Annotated in this window: 21 protein-coding genes and 1 tRNA gene; 16 read left to right on the forward strand and 6 right to left on the reverse strand. The window is 67.0% G+C overall.

All coding sequences use genetic code 11. The annotated features are described in order from the left end of the window. Nucleotides 1-193 precede the first annotated feature (193 nt). Nucleotides 194-526, reverse strand: a complete 333-nt coding sequence (locus tag QSK17_RS05410; RefSeq protein WP_285703295.1) for a hypothetical protein — start codon at nt 524-526, stop codon at nt 194-196. 28 nt (nt 527-554) lie between these two features. On the opposite strand from QSK17_RS05410, the gene QSK17_RS05415 reads away from it, so the two are divergent. The 6 genes from QSK17_RS05415 to QSK17_RS05440 all read left to right on the forward strand — a co-directional run bounded on the left by QSK17_RS05415 (nt 555) and on the right by QSK17_RS05440 (nt 4,363). Further along, the gene (locus QSK17_RS05415; RefSeq protein ID WP_285703296.1) at nt 555-713 is read left to right on the forward strand and encodes a hypothetical protein; all 159 of its coding nucleotides are present in this window, start codon (nt 555-557) and stop codon (nt 711-713) included. A gap of 143 nt (nt 714-856) precedes the next feature. Then, nucleotides 857-1,384 (forward strand): DinB family protein, encoded by a 528-nt coding sequence (locus QSK17_RS05420; protein WP_285703297.1) that lies wholly within the window; start codon nt 857-859, stop codon nt 1,382-1,384. A 393-nt stretch (nt 1,385-1,777) separates the two neighbouring features. Beyond that, nucleotides 1,778-2,146: an integrase core domain-containing protein gene (locus QSK17_RS36070; protein ID WP_352231768.1), complete on the forward strand. Its 369-nt coding sequence runs from the start codon at nt 1,778-1,780 to the stop codon at nt 2,144-2,146. Between the two features lie 369 nt (nt 2,147-2,515). Continuing rightward, nucleotides 2,516-3,208, forward strand: coding sequence for a GntR family transcriptional regulator (locus QSK17_RS05430; RefSeq protein WP_285703299.1), 693 nt, complete (start codon nt 2,516-2,518; stop codon nt 3,206-3,208). 128 nt (nt 3,209-3,336) lie between these two features. Next, complete coding sequence (locus QSK17_RS05435) at nt 3,337-3,768, forward strand: hypothetical protein (RefSeq protein WP_285703301.1); 432 nt, start codon at nt 3,337-3,339, stop codon at nt 3,766-3,768. A 127-nt stretch (nt 3,769-3,895) separates the two neighbouring features. Further along, a complete protein-coding gene (locus QSK17_RS05440; RefSeq protein ID WP_285703302.1) occupies nt 3,896-4,363 on the forward strand; it encodes a hypothetical protein in 468 nt (155 codons plus the stop codon). Nucleotides 4,364-4,586: 223 nt separating this feature from the next. Here QSK17_RS05440 and QSK17_RS05445 read toward each other — a convergent pair whose 3' ends face one another. Continuing rightward, nucleotides 4,587-4,724, reverse strand: a complete 138-nt coding sequence (locus QSK17_RS05445; RefSeq protein ID WP_285703303.1) for a hypothetical protein — start codon at nt 4,722-4,724, stop codon at nt 4,587-4,589. Nucleotides 4,725-5,217: 493 nt separating this feature from the next. Between QSK17_RS05445 and QSK17_RS05450 the strand changes: the two genes are divergently transcribed. The 3 genes from QSK17_RS05450 (at nt 5,218) to QSK17_RS05460 (ending at nt 7,931) form a co-directional block, all read left to right on the forward strand. Beyond that, the gene (locus tag QSK17_RS05450) at nt 5,218-5,685 is read left to right on the forward strand and encodes an integrase core domain-containing protein (RefSeq protein ID WP_285703304.1); all 468 of its coding nucleotides are present in this window, start codon (nt 5,218-5,220) and stop codon (nt 5,683-5,685) included. Nucleotides 5,686-6,124: 439 nt separating this feature from the next. Next, nucleotides 6,125-7,024 (forward strand): YwqG family protein, encoded by a 900-nt coding sequence (locus QSK17_RS05455; protein ID WP_285703305.1) that lies wholly within the window; start codon nt 6,125-6,127, stop codon nt 7,022-7,024. Nucleotides 7,025-7,379: 355 nt separating this feature from the next. Next, on the forward strand, nt 7,380-7,931 hold the full coding sequence (locus tag QSK17_RS05460) for a class I SAM-dependent methyltransferase (RefSeq protein ID WP_285703306.1): 552 nt from the start codon (nt 7,380-7,382) through the stop codon (nt 7,929-7,931). A gap of 92 nt (nt 7,932-8,023) precedes the next feature. Here the strand turns inward: QSK17_RS05460 and QSK17_RS05465 are convergent, their stop codons facing one another. Continuing rightward, nucleotides 8,024-8,284, reverse strand: a complete 261-nt coding sequence (locus QSK17_RS05465) for a hypothetical protein (protein WP_285703307.1) — start codon at nt 8,282-8,284, stop codon at nt 8,024-8,026. A 232-nt stretch (nt 8,285-8,516) separates the two neighbouring features. On the opposite strand from QSK17_RS05465, the gene QSK17_RS05470 reads away from it, so the two are divergent. From QSK17_RS05470 to QSK17_RS05485, 4 genes are all read left to right on the forward strand, one after another. After that, entirely contained in the window at nt 8,517-9,209 is a 693-nt protein-coding gene (locus QSK17_RS05470) for a GntR family transcriptional regulator (RefSeq protein ID WP_285703308.1), read from the forward strand. 620 nt (nt 9,210-9,829) lie between these two features. Then, complete coding sequence (locus QSK17_RS05475; RefSeq protein ID WP_285703309.1) at nt 9,830-9,976, forward strand: hypothetical protein; 147 nt, start codon at nt 9,830-9,832, stop codon at nt 9,974-9,976. A gap of 562 nt (nt 9,977-10,538) precedes the next feature. Continuing rightward, entirely contained in the window at nt 10,539-10,811 is a 273-nt protein-coding gene (locus QSK17_RS05480; RefSeq protein WP_285703310.1) for a hypothetical protein, read from the forward strand. Continuing rightward, complete coding sequence (locus tag QSK17_RS05485; protein ID WP_285703311.1) at nt 10,768-11,820, forward strand: tyrosine-type recombinase/integrase; 1,053 nt, start codon at nt 10,768-10,770, stop codon at nt 11,818-11,820. Before QSK17_RS05480 ends, QSK17_RS05485 begins: the two co-directional genes overlap by 44 nt. Nucleotides 11,821-12,066: 246 nt before the next feature. On the opposite strand, the gene QSK17_RS05490 is transcribed toward QSK17_RS05485, so the two are convergent. Then, nucleotides 12,067-12,140, reverse strand: a tRNA-Ile gene (locus tag QSK17_RS05490). Nucleotides 12,141-12,392: 252 nt separating this feature from the next. Between QSK17_RS05490 and QSK17_RS05495 the strand changes: the two genes are divergently transcribed. Together QSK17_RS05495 and QSK17_RS05500 are read left to right on the forward strand one after the other, a co-directional pair. After that, nucleotides 12,393-13,505, forward strand: coding sequence for a sugar ABC transporter substrate-binding protein (locus tag QSK17_RS05495; RefSeq protein ID WP_285703313.1), 1,113 nt, complete (start codon nt 12,393-12,395; stop codon nt 13,503-13,505). A gap of 265 nt (nt 13,506-13,770) precedes the next feature. Next, nucleotides 13,771-14,241, forward strand: coding sequence for a TIGR02611 family protein (locus QSK17_RS05500; RefSeq protein ID WP_285703314.1), 471 nt, complete (start codon nt 13,771-13,773; stop codon nt 14,239-14,241). Nucleotides 14,242-14,387: 146 nt separating this feature from the next. Here the strand turns inward: QSK17_RS05500 and QSK17_RS05505 are convergent, their stop codons facing one another. Continuing rightward, a complete protein-coding gene (locus QSK17_RS05505) occupies nt 14,388-16,331 on the reverse strand; it encodes an ABC transporter ATP-binding protein (protein ID WP_285703315.1) in 1,944 nt (647 codons plus the stop codon). A 722-nt stretch (nt 16,332-17,053) separates the two neighbouring features. Here QSK17_RS05505 and QSK17_RS05510 point away from each other — a divergent pair. Further along, on the forward strand, nt 17,054-17,395 hold the full coding sequence (locus QSK17_RS05510) for an SAM-dependent methyltransferase (RefSeq protein WP_285703316.1): 342 nt from the start codon (nt 17,054-17,056) through the stop codon (nt 17,393-17,395). 17 nt (nt 17,396-17,412) lie between these two features. Here QSK17_RS05510 and QSK17_RS05515 read toward each other — a convergent pair whose 3' ends face one another. After that, nucleotides 17,413-18,864, reverse strand: a complete 1,452-nt coding sequence (locus QSK17_RS05515; protein WP_285703317.1) for a serine/threonine-protein kinase — start codon at nt 18,862-18,864, stop codon at nt 17,413-17,415. Nucleotides 18,865-18,868: the final 4 nt, after the last annotated feature.

Below are 18,868 nucleotides of genomic sequence, written 5' to 3' on the forward strand. Positions count from 1 at the left end.
CCGGTCAGAATGGGCGGCTAACCGGACCGCCAGTGCGTGCGGCACCGCGGCGAGCGCGGGGATGCTCCCCGGCCCCGGGAGGGGTCCAGTTCGCTATTTGCGTCGCCCCCGCGCCCGCGGGGATGCTCCGAGCGCGACGTCGGTGTCCCCGGCGTCATCCTGGTCGCCCCCGCGCCGGCTGAATCGGGTGACTCTACAGGCCGACCTTCGCCAGCGCTGTACGCCAGTCTCTCGCGATCGCCTGCTGGGCAGGCGCAAGGTCGATCGTCCCGGCGCAGACCGCCTTGTACAGCTTGAACTCGACGACGTCCTTATCCATCGCCGTCGCGCCACCTGCCTTGTACCGGGGCTCTGGCCACAGGTTCATCACACTCTTCGGCGACCCGCCCAGTGACAGCGGGATCAGATGGTCTTCCTCATAGTGCGCCGGGTCCGTGTCCTTGTAGCCGTACTCGGCGACCTGCCTGGTCTTCAACGCGTTCGTGTAGCTCACCGGCGGCCTGATCTTCTTGCTGTAGCCAGCCACGCAGATCGTCGTGGCGATCGTGGATTGCGTGACGGCTGGGTTACGCGCTCCCGGCTGGCACTTCGGGTCGGGCAACGGCAAGAAGGCGCGGGAACACCTCTTCGTCGGCGCCGGCTTCGAAGTCGCTGTCGGCGTTGGAGTCGGCGTCGGGCTGGTAGAGGAGACCGCGGGCTTCCACCGCCAGTAAGAGCCTGCTGACAAAGGATTTGGTCGCTGAGGCCGGGACAGGGATGCCCCGGTCGAGCCCCATCTTCGAGCGATACGCCCGGCGGTGGGCAAGATACGCGCGTACCCCGCAAAATCGGTTGCGCAGGTCGTCATGATGGTGACATGACGTGGACAGCACCCGACGTAGAGCGGGGACCTCGGACGGACATGGCCTGTGGCGAACGCGAGATGCTGGATAACTGGTTGAAGCTCCGCCGGGTGTTCCTGCTGCGCAAATGCGCCGGCCTCACCTCCGAGCAACTGAAGACCGCCTCCGTGGAGCCGTCCAACCTGACGCTGCTCGGCCTCCTGCGACACATGACGGAAGTCGAGCGCTGGTGGTTCCGGGAGAAGTTCCTGCACGAAAACTTGCCCGAGCTGCACATCACGGAGGAGTACGAAGACGGCGACTTCGACCTGGTGGCCGACGCCGACGCCGAGGCGGACTACGCCGCCTTCCTCGCGGAGACGGCTGCCTGCGACGCCGCGGTTGCGGACATCGACCTCGAGGAGCTGGCCGACGACCCCCGGGCGCCGACCGGCAAGGTCAGCCTCCGCTGGATCTACATCCACCTCCTGGAGGAGTACGCGCAGCACACCGGGCACGCCGACCTGATCCGGGAGCGCATCGATGGGGCCACGGGAGCGTAGCGGCTCTCCCGGCATCACCCGTATCTAGGTCCCTGCGTGTGGGGTGCGAGAATTTAGTCGCAGTGGTTGACCTGGGGGTTTGTGGCTCAAGCATGATGAGGTCTCGGGCATCCTGCTGACGGTGCTGTGGTCCTTCCTCTACCTCATCCTCGGGCGTGTCTTTCAGCTCCTGGTCCTGCTGGGTCGCGGTGATAGGGCCAACGCGATCGAGATCGTGGTGCTTCGCCATCAGGTCGCCGTACTGCGCCGCCAGGTGAACCGCCTCGATCTCCAGCCGGGGGATCGGGTCATGCTCGCGGCCCTGTCACGGCTGCTCCCTCGCTCGTCGTGGAACGTCTTCTTCGTAACCCCCGCGACCTTGCTGCGCTGGCACCGCGCCCTGGTGACACGCCAGTGGACCTACCCATCCAAGCGCCCCGGGCGTCCCTCTACCCCTGCGGATGTCCGGGCGGCGGTCTCGGCGCTCGCGTCATCAGAACGCCGGTTCGCGCGCCGCGGGCCAACGCGATCGCCGAGCGTTGGGTCGGCACCGTTCGACGGGAATGCACCGACCGGCTCTTGGTCTACAACGACCGCCATCTCCGCCGGGTCCTGCAGACATACGAACGGCATTACAACCGGCACCGTCCCCACCGCTCACGAGACCGTCAACCACCTCAACCGCCACATGCCCCGGCTACACCCAGCGATCTCGATCAAATCCGCCTGCAACGCCGACAGATACTCCACGGCCTGATCAACCAATACCGGCGGGCCGCATAGACGGGGCGGATAACCGCAGACCAGAGGCCACATCCGGGTTTTCGCACCCCACAGGAGTACGTCAGCCGGTAGAAGCTGGCGCGGCGAGATGACGGGAGTGCCCGGCCGGGGGTGGGCGGGCGTCGGTGGTGTCCATCGCCCCGATCTCGTCGCGCCTGCGGCAGGGTCACGGACAACCACGCCCCCGGTCCCCGTTCGTGGCCCTGCCGTTCCACCCCCTGTGCGTCTCTCCCGGCCGGTAGTGGGTTGCCGGGTATGGGGTGACAGAAATCCGGAGCCGGGCTAGGCTCAAACTTGGTAAATCAACCTGTCGGCTGCTGGACGGTCGTGATGTTGCTAGAGTCCGTGCCTCCGAAGTATGCGCAACTTGTGCAGACGCTTCAGCGGCGTATTGAAGCGGGAGACTACCCGCCGGGGACGCTGCTCCCCAGTGAGAACCAGTTGATCCAAGAGTTCGGCGTGTCCCGCCCCACTGTTGTTGCCGCGTTGCGGGTGCTGCGGGAACAGGGCTGGATCGAGTCGCAGCAGGGCAAGGGCCGGTTCGTACGGGGCCGTCCCGCGCTCGCCCTGGCCGAACAGCCGCGCCCCGGCCACGCCTACCTGACCAACCCCGAGACCGCTTCCCCTGGCGAGGTGCTGGAAGCGGGCGCCCAGGCCGTACCGAACCGGGTTGCCGCGCTGCTCGATCTGCCGGCCAAGAGCCGGGCGTTCCTGCGCCGCCGTCTCGTGGTCCGCGATGGTGAGCCGTCCGAGATCGTCTCGTTCTGGCTGCCCCTGGATCTGTCGGAGGGGACGGATCTGACCAGCGCTGATGCGCTGCCGGACAGCTTCCGGGATCATCTCCAGGCGCGTAAGGGCGTGCGGTTCGATCACATCATCGAGCAGATCACCGCGCGCATGCCCTCGGCCGACGAGGCGAAGCGGCTCGGCATGCCGAAGAACACTCCAGTCTTGGACGTCTACGCAGCGGTGCGGGACGCCTCGGGGCATCCTCTCGTGGTGGTGAACGTGCTGCTGCCCGCCGACCGTCACGAGCTGGAAGACGCATACCCCATCGCATGACGTCGCCGGCTGGCGTTATTTCGTCCGCCTCCGGGGCTTACGTAGTAGTTCGATGGCGAAGACCAATGACCATGTATGGTGCCGCCGGTTGAGAGTGTGCTGCGGCCCCTCGTAGGAAGCAGAAGTCCATGGCCCTTGCGTACGTTGAGCTCGCTTCGGGGCGGGAGCTCGGCTTGTCGGACATCCACCTCTCCTCTACCTACGATGGGCTGCTGGAGGGCTACCCGTGCGCCTGGGTGAACGAGAGAGCCATGTCGGGCCTGGGACATTGGGCGCGAACGCGGTACCCGTCGATGCCTTTCCACCTCATCGACCCTCCGCGGACCTACCCGGACACAAAGCCCGGCGCATTCGGGCCGGTTGAGGTGTTGCCGGCCGTGCAGTGTGTGGGTGTCTTCAGCGCATCGCCGGTGAATGAGGATAACGACTCTGTGTTGTATGAATCCGTGCTCATCGTTGGGTGGTTTCAGGCCGATATCTCAATGCCGGTCGGGAACGACGCCCTACCGGCATTCCGGGCACTGGCGTGGGAAGACCTGGCCGTGGACACGATGCGTTAACGCTCTGATCAATCCGGCCGCCTACCCGATCAGCTGACCGTATGAAGTGCGCCGTCAATGTGGCGATCATTGACGACGGTCGGCATCTGAACGTGCTTCAGGTATCCCTTCTGGCACCATTCGTCCCATGGAGATCCTTCCGGGCATCGGCGTGGCGCTCGTCAAGATCGGGGAATCCCGGTCGGATGTCGAGCGTCGAATCGGCCTTCCGGTCCATGAGCGGCCCAGCGAGAGGGGCGTCTACGCCACCACGCCCATGCTCGTCGTCCACTACACCCCGGAGGATCTCGTGGAACTCGTCGAGATCGGATACTCCGGCGACGGGCAGGAGGAAGTCTTCCTCGATGGCGTCCAGCTAACCTTCCGCTTCCTCGATGACGTCGTGCATGACCTGACCGCGAAGGGCTACACCAACACCCCTTCGGACATCGGTTTCGATTTCCACGCCGGGTTCGCCGTCTGGTCGATGGGCTCACGATGGGCTCGCGACCTTGATCCGGATGCCGACGAGGACGACGAGCGCAAGGTGTCCGAGGGCGTGTCCGTCGCTCCGTACACCTACTTCACTCAAGAGATCCACTTCCCTCAAGAGTGAAGGCGCTCCCCGGCCGAACGGCGATGAGGTGACTCTCATCGCCTGACGGCGCCTTGCTGGCTCCCGAGTCTGGAACGGCTTCTGGAGCTCTACCTCTTTCGCTCGTTACATCCCTGCGCCTGCCGATAATGTCATCCGCCCAGGTCATGGCCTGGGGCCATGACGTCGCCTGACGTACGTGATCTCCGGCCGTCAGGGAGAGGACACGAGTGCGGCATGATGTTCAGCCGTGCTCTTCCGCCTGGCCTATCTCGCCGTCACGAACACCTTCGCGGCGCTGCGGTTGCTCCCGTTGGGAGATCGTGACAAGGATGTCGAGATTCTCGCCCTGCGTCACCAGATCACCGTCCTTGAACGGCAACTCGGCACCGGCACCAGAGTGCGGTTCGCCCCCGAAGACCGGGCCTTTCTCGCCGCCCTCCTGACGTCGCTGCCCCGCGAGGTCCTACGCCGGCTGCAGCTCCTCGTCCGCCCAGACACCGTCCTGCGCTGGCACCGCGATCTGATGAAACAGCGTCACGCCCGTACCTGTCGACCGAAACGGCGCGGGCGCCCGCCAACCGTCCGCTCCATCCGTGCCCTCATCCTGCGTCTGGTCCGGGAGAACCCGTCCTGGGGATATAGGCGGGTGCACGGCGAGTTGGTCATGCTGGGCATCACGGTGGCTCCGTCCACGGTCTGGGAGATCCTCAAACAGGAAGGTGTTGATCCGGCTCCCGAGGGGGCGTCCAGCACGTGGGCCGACTTCCTGCGCTCGCAAGCCGACACCATTTTGGCCTGCGACTTCATCGAGACCGTCACGCTCAATGGACAGCGTCAGTACATCCTGGCCGTCATCGAGCACGCCACCCCGTGTGCTCGGCACCACCGCCTATCCGACCGCGAGCTGGGTGCTCCAGGTGATGAAGAATCTCGTGATGGATCTGGACGACGCGGGTTGCCGGGCGCGCTATCTGATCCGCGACCAGGATGGCAAGTTCCCCGCTCGCATGGAGGAGATCCTCGCCGATGCCGGCATCCAGACCGTGCTCACCGGTATCCGGATGCCGCGAACGAACGCGATCATGGAGCGGTGGGTGCAGTCGTGCCGCCGCGAGCTTCTCGACCGCTGCCTGCTCTGGAACGAACGCCACTTACGGTACGCCCTGCGCGAGTACGAACGGTTCTACAACCGGCACCGCGCCCATCAAGCCCTGGCCCAAGCCGCCCCACTGCGCGCCGTCCCGGATCCGATCAGCGATCCAGAGCGCATCGCCGGCTTGAACATACGCCGTCGAGACCGGCTCGGCGGAGTCCTCCACGAGTACTCGCATGCCGCTTGAACTGCATGGATGGAGTTTTCGGCAGGCACACAGCCGGGTCAGCAGGTGGAATGACTGCGCGGCAAGCGCCGACAGTACCTAGACGATCGGAAAGATCACGATCCGGCTCAGAGACCAGATGGTTCCGGCGAAGTTTCGCCGGAGCTCAGGTCGCCCAGGCAGTAGAGCTGCGCGCGAGCCACCAGGTGGATATCGAGGCGGAGAGCCCGCATCCGAACGTCCAGTAGACCTCGCGCGCTTGTGGCGTTCTCCGCTCCGTCACGGCCCTTGGGCAGCAACCGAAACAGCCAGTGGCGTTAGCAAGCCGCCGGGGTTCGGGTCGCCGCCACTGGCCGTTCCGATGCGGGTGGGCGTCGGGCTGGTCGGGACCTGTAACGGTTTGATCGCTGTGGTTGATCATCGTTTCCGGGACGGACACCGAGTCAAGAAGAATGCACGTGTGACCGGCACGCGCAGATCCCTCGAAGAGGGCGAGGACGACCTGGCCCGTCTCCTGACCGCCATGCCCGGACTGGCTCTGCTCGCCCGCACGGTCGTCGGGCTCCGCCCGCGCCGCGGTGAGCCCGGCATCCGGGACAGCCATGTCGGCGGGCCGATGCTCTGGCCGGTGGACGAGCCCTGGCCGCGCTGCGCGGACGCGGACCACGGGAGCGGACGATCGGTGCCAATGGTGTCCGTGGCCCAGTTGTACGCCGCCGACGTCCCCCAGATCCCCTTCCCCGAGGACACCAATCTGGTGCAGATCCTGTGGTGCCCCACGCCGCACGCCCTGCCAGAACCGCAGTTCCAGGGCAAGCACTGCCGGGTCTTCTGGCGGCGCTCCGGTGAGGTCGTGCACGGGCCAGGGGTGCAGCCTGACCCCTGGGAGCACTGGAACGAGAAGTGGGACGAGGTCCCCCGGCCCTGCACCGTACATCCCAAGCTGGTCGTCGAGTACCCCTGGTGGGAAGAACTACCCGTCGGGCTCCGGATGCAGCTGAAGAACTGGGAGGAGCTTTTCGACCTCTACTACTGGGAGGTGAGCCTCACGACTGGCTGGAAGGTCGGCGGCAGCAAGTCCTGGGCCTCCAGCGACATGCCCGAGAGCCTGGACTGCCCCGAGTGCAGCGCGCCTCTCGTCCTCCTGCTCCAGGCGGACTCCTGCGAGGACCTGCCGCTTGTGTCGGAGAACCCGGACACGTACCTGTGCACCGTGACAGGACAGCATCTGGCGTGGGGGACGGAGGAGCACGCGCTCGCCCGGGAGCCAACCGGTTGCATCGTGGACGACGCCGCGGAAGCGGGGATCTACGTCTGCTCCGCCGACCCGCGGCACCGGGCTCTGTACTTCCCCCAATGAGGCAATGCTCCGTGTACGAACCGCTGACCTCCCAGGCGTGGTTCACCGCCCGGATGCTCGCCTGGCACACAGACCCACAGACAAAGATCAACTGAATGCGGGTTTGGGCTTATGCGCACTGGAGCCACGTCTCTTGCTCTATGCCTCGTCGTTGGCGACTCCCCCCAGCGCGTGGCCATTGATGCGGCGGACGGGCCTCGTCAACGGCGATCCTCGCCAGGGCCGGGCTGGGCCTGGCAGACCTGGCGGCGGCATCTTGTCGGACGCGAAGGGCTGACACCTCACCCTCCCGGTTCGCCGTGCGAGAACGATGCTGCACGCCTGGCGGCGGGCTCTCGTATCGTCGGATCATGGAATGTACGACCGGTACCGCCCGGAGTCCCCGGACGAGCTGATCGACGAGCTCACGGCGGGCAATCCAACTCGCGGGCTCGACGTGGGATGCGGCACTGGCAAAGTGGCCCGGACGCTGGCAAGACGAGGGTTGGCGGTGCTGGGGATCGAGGTGGACGAGCGCATGGCGGATGTCGCACGGGGCCATGGCGTCGAGGTAGAGGTTGCCCCGTTCGAGACCTGGGATGACGCGGGGCGTCGCTTCGACCTCATCACCTGCGGTGACGCGTGGCACTGGATCGACCCCGAGGCCGGCATCGCGAAGGCCGCACGGGTGCTGGCCACCGGCGGAATCATGGCGTGGTTCTGGAACTCCTCGCAGGTCGAGGAGCCGGTGGCCTCGGCGTTCACCCGCGTGTATCGCAGCACGCGCCGGAGATCGTCTGGGTCTGGGGGCCACGGGAGACGTCCCGTTCCGAACGTGTGCGGAACCAGTGACGATCACGAATCGGGTGGGGAGCGGGTGTGTCTCGACTGCCTCGGAAGCGGCCGGGCCGAAGGGAACGGAACATGAACCCCATTGATGTCATGGCGGTGGCCTACATGAACCGCACAGACGAGGAGCGCAACCTCCTCCGGCTCCGCCACGAGTTGACAGCTCAGCATTCACACGGAGCTGCGGGACAACAACACCGCGCTCCTGATCCATGCTCCCGGTGGGCGGGGGCTGCCGGTGTGGGTGTTTGTCGGGTACGGCGGTGCGTACTTCTCCTGGCAGTACGCGGAGAAGCGGCACCCGGTGAACGATGCCCCGGGTGCGGCGAAGGTGCTGGCGGAGTACGTCAGCCGGTAGATCCGGCGCATGAGCTGGCGCGGCGGGATGGTGGAGTGCCCGGCCGGGGGTGGGCGGGCGTCGGTGGTTTCCATCGCCCCGGGTCTCGTCGCGCCTGCGGCAGGGTCACGGACAACCACGCCCCCCGGTCCCCGTTCGTGGCCCTGCCGTTCCACCCCGTTCACCTCTCCCGGCCGGTAGTGGGTTGCCGGGTATGGGGTGACAGAAATCCGGAGCCGGGCTAGGCCCAACTTGGTAAAACAACCTGTCGGCTGCTGGACGGTCGTGATGTCGCTAGAGTCCGTGCCTCCGAAGTATGCGCAACTTGTGCAGACGCTTCAGCGGCGTATTGAAGCGGGAGACTACCCGCCGGGGACGCTGCTCCCCAGTGAGAACCAGTTGATCCAAGAGTTCGGCGTGTCCCGCCCCACTGTTGTTGCCGCGTTGCGGGTGCTGCGGGAACAGGGCTGCTGCGAGTCGCAGCAGGGCAAGGGCCGTTTCGTGCGGGGCCGTCCCGCGCTCGCCCTGGCCGAACAGCCGCGCCCCGGCCACGCCTACCTGACCAACCCCGAGACCGCTTCCCCTGGGGAGGTGCTGGAAGCGGGCGCCCAGGCCGTACCGAACCGGGTTGCCGCGCTGCTTGATCTGCCGGCCAAGAGTCGGGCGTTCCTGCGCCGCCGTCTCGTGGTCCGCGATGGTGAGTCGTCTGAGATCGTCTCGTTCTGGCTTCCGCTGGATCTGTCGGAGGGGACGGATCTGACCAGCGCTGATGCGCTGCCCGACAGCATCCGTGACCATCTCCGGGCGCGTAAGGGTATGCGGTTTGATCACATCATCGAGCAGATCACCGCGCGCATGCCCGCCACGGATGAAGCCAAGCGGCTGGGTATGCCGAAGAACACGCCGGTCCTGGACGTGTACGCGGCGGTGCGGGACGCTTCCGGGCACCCCTTTGTCGTGGTGAACGTGCTGCTTCCCGCCGACCGTCACGAGTTGGAAGACGCCTATCCGATCGGCTGATCCGGCATGAAGTGCGATGGCTAAACGTTTGCTGTCAGCGTTGCCGTCACCCTGCCCACACGATGCTGTAGATGGTGATCAGCTCCTGGCCTTTCGGCCTTGAAATAGATGACCCACATGTCACCAAAGGTGGCGTGATGGTGATCACATGGGTTCATAGCGAGTTTCGCCGTGGCGGTATATGGCGCGAACACCATGTTTGCCGGACGCCTGCATGGCCATCTCGGCCATAGGGCGCTGCTCACCCTTAGGTGCCCAGCACACATACGTTCGGTCAACGGCTCCGTCCAACGGATACACGTAGGCCACGCCAACGGTTTCGGCGGGTTCGCCCTGTTTCTCGCAGATTGAGTAGCTCGCCCTACTCCAACCGGCGCCACCCGTACACGGCGTGGGCCCGTCCACGTCAAGCCCACTCTTGCCGCAGTCTCTAATGGAGCCACGCCAGATAGAGTCACATGTCGAAGCTTGCCGGAAGATGCCGTCTCCGTCTCGTTCACGTCCAGGGAGATGGTGTGCGGGTGATCAAGCCCCGGGACTGATACGGGTGAGATCAATGTGACACGAGACGGCCACTCCGTAATCCTTCGATTCGCCTATATCAACACGAAGGGGACGAAGTGGCCGTCAATGACATTGTGCCCGCTGCCGGGGAGTACTTCGAAGACACCCTCGCCGCGGCGAGCCCGGACCTGCTGCGCACGATGATCCGGGAGTTCGCCCAGCGGATGACGCTTTACGCAGATTTCATATCCCGAAGCTTTTGATCGGCAATCCAACCCTCTCGGCCCCTTACCTCTTGGGCAAATATCGTCGGCCGCGACATGTTCATCGTCTTCCAGAAAATGCCATGACGGCTGTGATCGCGGGATCCTCAGGGGTGTTGCAGTTGTGGAACAACCGGTCAGGACGACACTGGCCATGAGTGCCGCCAGCACCGGCCAGATCCGCCACCCCGCTGTGACCATGCCACTTCCCAATCGGTCCATTCTCAGTATCATCATGCAGACACTGGCCAATTCTGCCGAGTTAGCCCCATCGATATCAAGGGGCCTCCGCGGTCACACTCGTGTTCAATTGGACATTGCTCAGGGGTCGCCGGGGTGCAGTGTCGTGATCCTGGACGAGGTCCTGCCACATCCCGGCGGTTGCACACATGAGATCGCGTTCCGCCCCGGCACCATCTCGGTGACCTGCCGTGATCTGGAGGCTGTCTGGTCCCCGGCCGATTGCCGGGACCAGCACTGAATCTGGGACCTCACCTCTTTTAGCCCAGGCACTTGACCTACCAAGTTCGCCGATCTAATCTCGGAGCAGTTGATAGGTTAAGTGCCTGTCAGTCGAAAGAGGAAGATCTCACAAGGACCCATCCCGGTCACGTTCGACATGGTGTTCCCGCACGGCTGCTACGTCGTGGGCGAGGTTGAGCCGGTCAAGGACTTCGACGCCTCGACCAACGGCCGGTTCGTCCAGGCCAAGAACGTGCGCACCTGGTACGCCTTCGCGGTCGACTACGTCCACCTGGTGGCCGCACGCGGCGGCCAAGTCCCGCGACGGTATGACGGACACGCTGACCGGCGTCACTCTTGTGCTGACCCATGATCGTCCGGGCCGTCCCGATGTCGAGATCCTGCGGCGTGCGCTGCGGCACTTCGCGTTCCTGCCGATCGACCGTCGCCCGATCGCCACGCCGGAGATCGCCGGGGCGCTGCGCTGGCTGGAAGCGGCCTCGCTCCCGCTGACCGCTCTGGAAGAGGCCAAGCACACGCGCGCCGCGCTGGAATCTCTCTCGCTGTTGCTCGACGGCACGGCGGCGGCCACCTCGACCTACCGACGCAAGCGTGCCGTCTTCCATCACGCCCTGGAGTACGCCGTAGAGCGGGAAGAACTTTCGGCGAATCCGCTGCACCGGGTGAAGCTCCGCCGTCCCGAGCCGGGCGGGGAGGTCGATCGGCGCTCGGTCGTCAACCCGGCCCAGGCGCGGCAACTCCTCACCGCCGTCACCTACGTCGGGCGGACGCGCGGGCCGATGATGAGGGCGATGTTCGCCGCCATGTACTTCGGCGGGCTACGCCCCGGTGAAGCCGCCGGCCTCCGTGAGCAGGACTGCCACCTTCCCGAATCCGGCTGGGGCCTGCTTTCTCTCGCCAAGAACCGGCCCGAGAGCGGCAAGCGCTACACCGACTCGGGGGAGATCCACGACGAACGCGGCCTCAAGCATCGCGGCGCCAAGGAGACCCGGCCCGTTCCGATCCCGCCCGAACTGGTGACGATCCTGCGCGACCACATTGCGGCCCACGGCGTCGCCTCCGATGGGCGGCTGTTCCGCACTGAGTTCGGCAAAGCCTTCTCCGGCTCGACCGTGTCCAAGATTTGGAAGGAAGCGCGCGGCTACGCCTTCCCTCCGGATGTCGTCGTCTCGCCGCTGGCGGCCCGGCCGTACGACCTGCGGCACGCGGCGGTCTCGCTCTGGCTGAACGCCGGGGTCCACGCCCCGGAAGCCGCGGAACGGGCAGGTCATGGTGTGGACGTGATGCTGCGGGTCTACGCCAAGTGCATCGACGGGCAACGCGAGATGGCCAACCGCCGGATCCTGGAAGCGCTCGCGTGATGAGACGAGATCAATGCGAAGGACCCCGGGAGATCTCTCGGGGTCCTTCGGCGTATGCGCGGAATCGTTCCACAGGGCACCGGAAACGGCCGGGTTCACCTGGGAAAACGGGGCCACGAGCATTCCGCGTATGTTCCGCGACCACTGGCATCCGGCTGCTTTCGGCGGCTCTCGGCTGCCTGTCATGTGAATCATGATCAGGCGAGAACCCGCAGGTGGCAGGGCATATTCACTGATCAAGCTGAGTAGGGCGGGTGGGACTTGAACCCACGACCCACGGATTATGAGTCCGATGCTCTGACCGGCTGAGCTACCGCCCCGCAATGGTGGAGTCTCTCACAACTTAGCGCCTGAGCGGATCAGCCGATCACATCGAAATCACGCTGAAAGCGGAGCCGGAGACGCCCCGCGCGGGATCGGTCCACGGGTCCGGATCGCTTTCGCTCCTGGCCATGGCCTGCCCGAGCCCCGGTAGGGCGGTCGCAAAGAACGGCTCCGCGACGCTCGCGATCAGGCGTTATGTCCTTGATGTCCGGGTACGGCAGGGCCGAACAGGCTGAAGGGGTTTCGCCGTGGGCAGAAATCTGTTTCGCCGGCTCGTGCCGGGCGTCGTGGTCGTCGTCCTTATGGGGTTGGAATCGTGTGGTACGTCCTGGCAGCCAGGAGGTGACTCCGCCAGCGTCGCCGTCGGCTCGCTGGACGAGGGTTTCACAATCGGCCTGCTGCTGCCGGACACCAAGACCGCACGCTACGAGAAGTTCGACCGTCCGTACATCGTCCAGCACGTCGCGCGCCTGTGCCCTCGCTGTGAGGTGGTCTACAGCAACGCGGGCGGGGACCCCAAGCGGCAGCAGCGGCAGCTCGCCTCGATGCTCGCGGACGGCGTAAAGGTGCTGATCCTCGACGCGGTGGACACCAAGGGGATCGCCCCCTGGGTGGCCCTGGCCAAGAACCAGGGGGCACGGGTCGTCGCATACGACCGGCTCGCGGGCGGTCCGGTGGACGCCTACACCTCGTTCGACAACATCCAGGCCGGCCGGATGCAGGGCTGGTCCCTGCTGGAGGCGATCAGGATAGGCGGCGATCCAAGGCGCGGCGAGATCGTGATGGTCAACGGCTCGGCGGCGGACCAGCACGCGGGCGACCTCAAGAAGGGGGCGCACCAGGTCCTGGACGGGCAGGTGGCGATCGGCAGGGAGTACGACACGCCGGAGTCGAGCCCGGATCGGGCCGGCGCCGCGGTGAACGGAGCGTTCACCGCGCTGGGGGCCGATCGGGTCATCGGGGTATACGCGGCCAGCGACGCCATGGCGGGCGGCATCGCCACGGCCCTGCGGAGCGCGGGAGCCGCGCGCGGCACCCCGCTCACCGGCCGGGGCGCGGAGCTCGACGCCGTCCAGCGGATCCTGCTGGGGACGCAGACGATGACCGTCTACCTGCCGATCAGGTCGGTGGCGCGGAGCGTCGCCCAGATCGCGGTCGATCTCGGCGTGGGCAGGACGGTGTCCGGCACGACCACGCTGTCCAACGGGACCGTGGCCTCGATCCCGGCCGCCATGATCGCGCCGATCGTGGTCGACAGGGGCAACATCAAAAACACGGTGATCAAGGACGGCTACTGGACGGTCGCCGAGATCTGCGCGCCTCATGTTCGTGCGGCGTGCCGCGCGGCTGGGCTGGTCTGAGCGCCAGGCGCCGTTCCAGGGCCACCATGGGGATCTCGCGGTCGGTGATGGTCTCAGCTCGTGTTCGGTGAAGAAGGGGTACTCCTCTTTGGTCGCCGTCCAGAGTCGGCGGTCCCGCTCTTCGGCCGATGATGTACCGGCCGGACGGGGACCGCCTGCTCCGCTGGGCCGCCCTGACGGGGGTGGAGACCGTTTCGTCCGGAGGGGCGAGACCGGCTTTCGTCCGGCTGTCTATCCTGTTGTCAGGGTTTCAGGGGGTGACCGGGTGGCGGCGACCGAGAACGCGATCAGTGGTGACGAGGAGAGCGGCAGAGGAGCGGACGCGTCCGCTTCACAGCCGCTCGCGTACCGCGCGTCCGGAGCGCGGAGCTGGCTCGATCACATACGGGCGCGTCCCGGCGGCCAGCTGACCTTGAAGATCGTCGTCGGTGTGCTCGGCGCGGCGCTCGTGGTCTCCGGTCTCATCATGGTGCCGTTCCCGGGGCCGGGCTGGCTCATCGTCTTCGCCGGGCTCGCCGTACTGGCCACGGAGTTCGCGTGGGCGCACCGGCTGCTCGGGTTCGCCAAGCGCACGGTGAAGGCGGCGACCGACTGGCTCAAACGCCAGAACTGGTTCGTGCGCGCCGTCGCCGCCGTGCTCACCGCCGCGCTCGCGAGCGCGATCGTCTGGCTCTCACTCAAGCTCACCCTGGGCATCGACCTGCTGGACGAGGCCAGGCACTTCGTCGTCCGCTGATCGCCGCGCCAGGGGAGCCGGCGCGACGCCGGGCCGGCCGGGGTCGCACGGTGTGGCACGGTCGGCCGGTCGTACGGTGTGGCAGGACCAGCCGTACGGTGTGGCAGGACCAGCCGTACGGTGTGCACGGCCGGCCCGCCGCCGGATCACGACAGGACGATCGGATTCCCCTTCACCGGACTTTCCACAGTGAACGGCCGATGGAGCGGCTCCAGCACGATGTTCCGGCTCGGCCTCGGCACGTGCCGGAGATCATGGGTGATGAGGATCGTCGTCCGCCCGGCCATGAGCCGACCGAGGAGTTCCATGATCCGCGCCGCCGTCGCGGCGTCCAGCCCGGTCATCGGCTCGTCGAGGATCAGCACGGGCGCGTCGCGCAGGATGGCGCGGGCGATCGCGATCCGCTGGCGCTGCCCGCCCGAGAGTAGCCGTCCCCGCTGCCCGATCTGAGTGTCGTACCCCTCCGGGAGTGTGCGGATGAAATCGTCCGCGTCGGCCATGACGGCGGCCCGGACGATCTCGTCGGTGCCCGCCTCCGGACGCCCGTAGGCGATGTTGTCCCGCACGGTCCCCGAGAACAGCAGGTTCTCCTGCTGGAGGATCGTGATGCTCTCGCGCAGCGACCTGCGCGGCATCTCACGGATGTCCACGCCGTCGAGGAGGACGCGCCCGGCCGTGGGGTCGTAGAACCGGAGCAGCAGCTTGGCCACGGTCGACTTTCCCGCGCCGCTCGGGCCGGTGCACACGACGAGCTCGCCCGGCTCTGCGCTGAAGGACAGCCCGCTCAGGGTCGGCCTGGTCCGGCCTGGATAGGTGAACGCGACGTCGTCGAACTCGACTCGGCCACCGCCCGGCGTTTCGACGATGCCGACGTCTCCTGATGCCGTGCCGTCCGAGATTCCGCGCTTCTCCCCGCCCGCGGTTCCGGGCGCGGCCCGGCCCTCGGCGTCCTTCGCGCCGGCGTCCTTCGCGCCGGTGTCCTCTGGGTCGGTGACCGCGGGCTTCGCTCGCAGCACCTCGATGACGCGGTCGGATCCCGCCGCGGCGGAGGACACGCTGAGCGCCAGCTCTCCGAGACCCTGGAACGTCGGGTACAGGTAGGCGAGGTAGGCCGCGAAGGCGAGGAGCCCTCCGATGGTGAGCCGGCCGGAGGCGATCTCCCACGCGCCCACCCCGATGATGACGAGCAGGCAGAGGGTCTCCACGATCTGGGCGGCGGGGCCGTACAGGGCGGACAGCCGGGCCCGCGCCACGTTGGCAAGGAGCCACTTGTGGCCTTCCTCGTGGAGCCGCGCCGCCTCGACGTCCTGGCGGTTGTACGCCTGGACGAGGGACTGGTTGGCCAGGCTCTCCTCGATAACGCTGTTCATCGCGCCGTTGCTCGTCCGCTCGCGCGCGGACGCGTTGCGCAGCCGCGCCGCGAACCCTCTGGAGATGAAGAGGAAGAGCGGGACCATCGCGAAGGTCACCAGCGCGAGATCCCAGCGGATGAAGAACGCCGCAGCCGAGAAGAGCACCGCGCCCGCGGCCGTCGTGATGATCCGCACCAGTCCGGAGCCGACGAGTTCCTCGATTGCCTCGATGTCGTCGGTGAGGCGGGCCATCAGGTCGCCCAGGCGCCGGTTCTCGAAGTAGTCGGGAGTGAGCGTCTGGAGGTGGGAGAACACCCGGTCACGCAGCCGCAGCAGGAAGCGTTCCCCCGCGAGGGCCGTGGCGTACGCGCTGGCGAAGGACAGCAGCCCGGCGAGCACGGCGACGCCGATCCAGGCGCCCGCCGGAGCCCAGAAGGCGCCCAGGTCGCCTCTGCTGAGGACCTCGTCGGTGATCAGGCCGAACAGGCCGATCGCGCCGACCTCGCCGACGGACGCCGCGACCGCGGCCAGCACGCCGGCCGCGAACAGCCAGCGCACGCCGCGGGTCTGTGGCCAGAACTCCCGCAAGGTGGTGCGGATGGCGACGATCGGCGCGTTGCCCGGCGGCCCGGCCGCTCCCGCCGGTTCCCCGGTGGGGGAGGCCGGGGTGGAGGAGACCGGGCGTTCGGAGCCGACGGGGCGCGTGGACTCCTCATCGGAAGATCGGTTCTGTTCCACGTGAGATACCTGTTCTGTGATGGCCGAGAGCCGGCGGGAAAAACCCGCCGGCTCTCTTTGTCAGATCAGCCGGGGCTTACCAGCAGCCACGCCAGCAGCGCCTGCGGCGCCAGCAGCGGCGGCGCCAGCCGCAGCCACAGCCTCCGCCTCCGCCCCAACCCCAGGTGCTGAACTGCCCCGTCGGAAAGACTTTGGTAAGGCTCATTTGGTGCCTCCCTCAGACTGGTCCTCCGTGATCTTTCAAATGCGACACTACCACCCTTAGGCTCACAAATCATTTCAAATGTGGTCGAATTGAGCACCTTTTAACTGGCGGCATAGTGCGAATTATTCTGATTTAGTGTCAGCAAAGACTTGTGTCGGCTCTGTTTGGATTGACGGGCGTATCACCCCTGTTCGTAGGGGCAGACGACCCCGCGGTCAGGTGTGTCGTGAAAAACGCGTTCCGGCCTGGCGATCTCGGCGTCCGGCAAAGGGGAGCGGTTGGATGGGTGCGCCGTCGGCGCGACCGCCGGCCGACCGGCCAATGGCGAGTGGAATAGCCTGTCACGTGTATTAACACGGAAAGTCAATCATCGAGCGGTAAAGCCGGGTGTCCCGTGTTCAAAGGAAGCGCGCCCCCGGAGCCGTCGGCAAGGACGCCTCTGCCGTTTCGTCACCGTTTCGTCCCGCATCGTTATGATCAGGAATGTCCTGATGGAGGGGGATTCGCGGAGGCGGTAATGCTCGATTCGGAGCGCGTTCCCGATGGGATCGACACCTCTGTACCGAGCTCGGTACAGGTGTACGACTACCTGCTCGGCGGCAAGGACAACTACACCGTGGACCGGATGGTGGCGGAGACCGCGGACAGCGACCCCGAAACCGTGGCCCGGCTCAGGATGGCGACGGAGGGCACCCCGGCCCAGTCGACGTTCCGGCCGCATGACGAGCTGATCCGGTTCTTCGACGGGTTCACGCTGGTTGAGCCCGGACTGGTGCCGGTTCAGAAGTGGCGGCCCATCGAAGCGCCGGCGACCCCGACCCGGGTCGTCGTCGAGGGCGGCGTCGCCGCCCTGGCCTGACGCGCGCCGACGCGGGGCTACCCGTCGCGGGTGAGGGTGGCGTGCATGAAGAACGGAATGTCCTTCGTCTGCTTGTTCTCGCCGTGCCCGGCGTATTCGAAGCCGAGCGTGCCGTCCTCGTTGAGGGTGAGGTAGATCTCGCCGTTGCGTACGCAGTTGCCCAGCATGCTCACCCGCTTGAGACGGGCGATGGCGTCATCGATCTCGACGAGCCGCGACGTCCCCGTGCAGCGGTAGTCCAGAAACTGCTCGGTGGCCGTCCTGCCGTCCTTCTTGATGGTCACGACCAGCCGGTCGTACGCGCCGGGGTCGTAGTCGACCCTGCCGCGCCACACTCCCGCGTAGCGGGCCGGGAACCCGGCCGTGGAGCTGGAGCCGGACGTGGGCTCGGGAGTGGGGGAGGGCGACGGAGACGCGGAGGGCACGGGGGACTCGGGGGAGCCGGTCGCCTGCCCCGTCGTCTCGTGCGTGCTCGTCCCCTGCCCTTCGCCGGTGGGTCCACCGGAGTCACCGGCACCGGCGCCCTGCCACAGCAGCACGCCCGCCGCCACGGCCACGGCGAGCGTCGCCGCCCCCGTCCCGGTGAGGACGGCGCGGCGGGAGCCGTACCGGCCGGGTTCGGGAACGGCGCCGGATCGTCGCACGGGCGGTGGCGGCACGTCCCCGGTGGGGGGCTTCTCGTCGGCCGACCGGCCCAGCAGCCGCATCTGGATGTCGAGGATCGACGGACGTTCGGCGGGAACCTTGCGCAGCGCGTCCGCGACGATCGACCGGAGCGGCTCCGCCAGGTCGCCGAGGTCGGGCTCGCGGTTCATCACGCGGTTGATCACCGCGGGTACGGTGTCGTCGCCGAAGGGCGGTTTCCCCGCGGCGGCGAACACGATCACGCATCCCCACGCGAACACGTCGCTCGCCGGCCCCGCCTGGGCTCCGGAGATCTGCTCGGGAGCCATGTAGGCGGGAGTGCCCACGAGGCCGCCGCTCTTCGTGACGGCGTCCAGGTGGCGGGCGATCCCGAAGTCGATGACCCGCGGGCCGTCCGCGCCGAGCAGGACGTTGGCGGGCTTGAAGTCGCGATGGACCACCCCGGCCTGGTGGACGGCGGCCAGAGCGGTGGCCGTCGCGACCGCCAGGCGGTGCAGCGCCGACCCCGACCGAGGCCCGGCCTGCTGGAGGGACGGGCCCTCGACGTACTCGCTCACGATGTACGGGCGGTCGGCGTCCACGTCGGCGTCGAGGACCTGCGCGATGCAGAACGGCGCGACCTTGCGGGCGGCGGTGATCTCGCGGACGAGCCTCCTGCGGGTCTCGCCGTCGACCCAGTCCCGGTGCAGGACCTTGACCGCGACGCGGGCGCCGTCGGACGCCCGGCCGAGATAGACGACCCCCTGGCCTCCCGCGCCCAGCCGTGCCTCCAGCGTGTATCCGCCGACTTCGCGAGGGTCGTCCGGGAGTAGTGGCTCCGGCATCGGT

It is taken from the genome of Microtetraspora sp. NBRC 16547 (genome assembly GCF_030268965.1).
Lineage (GTDB): Bacteria > Actinomycetota > Actinomycetes > Streptosporangiales > Streptosporangiaceae > Microtetraspora.

Bases quoted from the DNA above. Each gene is read 5' to 3' on its own strand.
- QSK17_RS05420 (WP_285703297.1), top strand. From the start codon at position 857: ATGACGTGGACAGCACCCGACGTAGAGCGGGGACCTCGGACGGACATG.
- QSK17_RS05515 (WP_285703317.1), bottom strand. From the start codon at position 18,864: ATGCCGGAGCCACTACTCCCGGACGACCCTCGCGAAGTCGGCGGATAC.
- QSK17_RS05465 (WP_285703307.1), bottom strand. From the start codon at position 8,284: ATGGAAACCACCGACGCCCGCCCACCCCCGGCCGGGCACTCCACCATC.
- QSK17_RS05510 (WP_285703316.1), top strand. From the start codon at position 17,054: ATGCTCGATTCGGAGCGCGTTCCCGATGGGATCGACACCTCTGTACCG.
- QSK17_RS05460 (WP_285703306.1), top strand. From the start codon at position 7,380: ATGTACGACCGGTACCGCCCGGAGTCCCCGGACGAGCTGATCGACGAG.
- QSK17_RS05440 (WP_285703302.1), top strand. From the start codon at position 3,896: ATGGAGATCCTTCCGGGCATCGGCGTGGCGCTCGTCAAGATCGGGGAA.
- QSK17_RS05485 (WP_285703311.1), top strand. From the start codon at position 10,768: ATGACGGACACGCTGACCGGCGTCACTCTTGTGCTGACCCATGATCGT.
- QSK17_RS05435 (WP_285703301.1), top strand. From the start codon at position 3,337: ATGGCCCTTGCGTACGTTGAGCTCGCTTCGGGGCGGGAGCTCGGCTTG.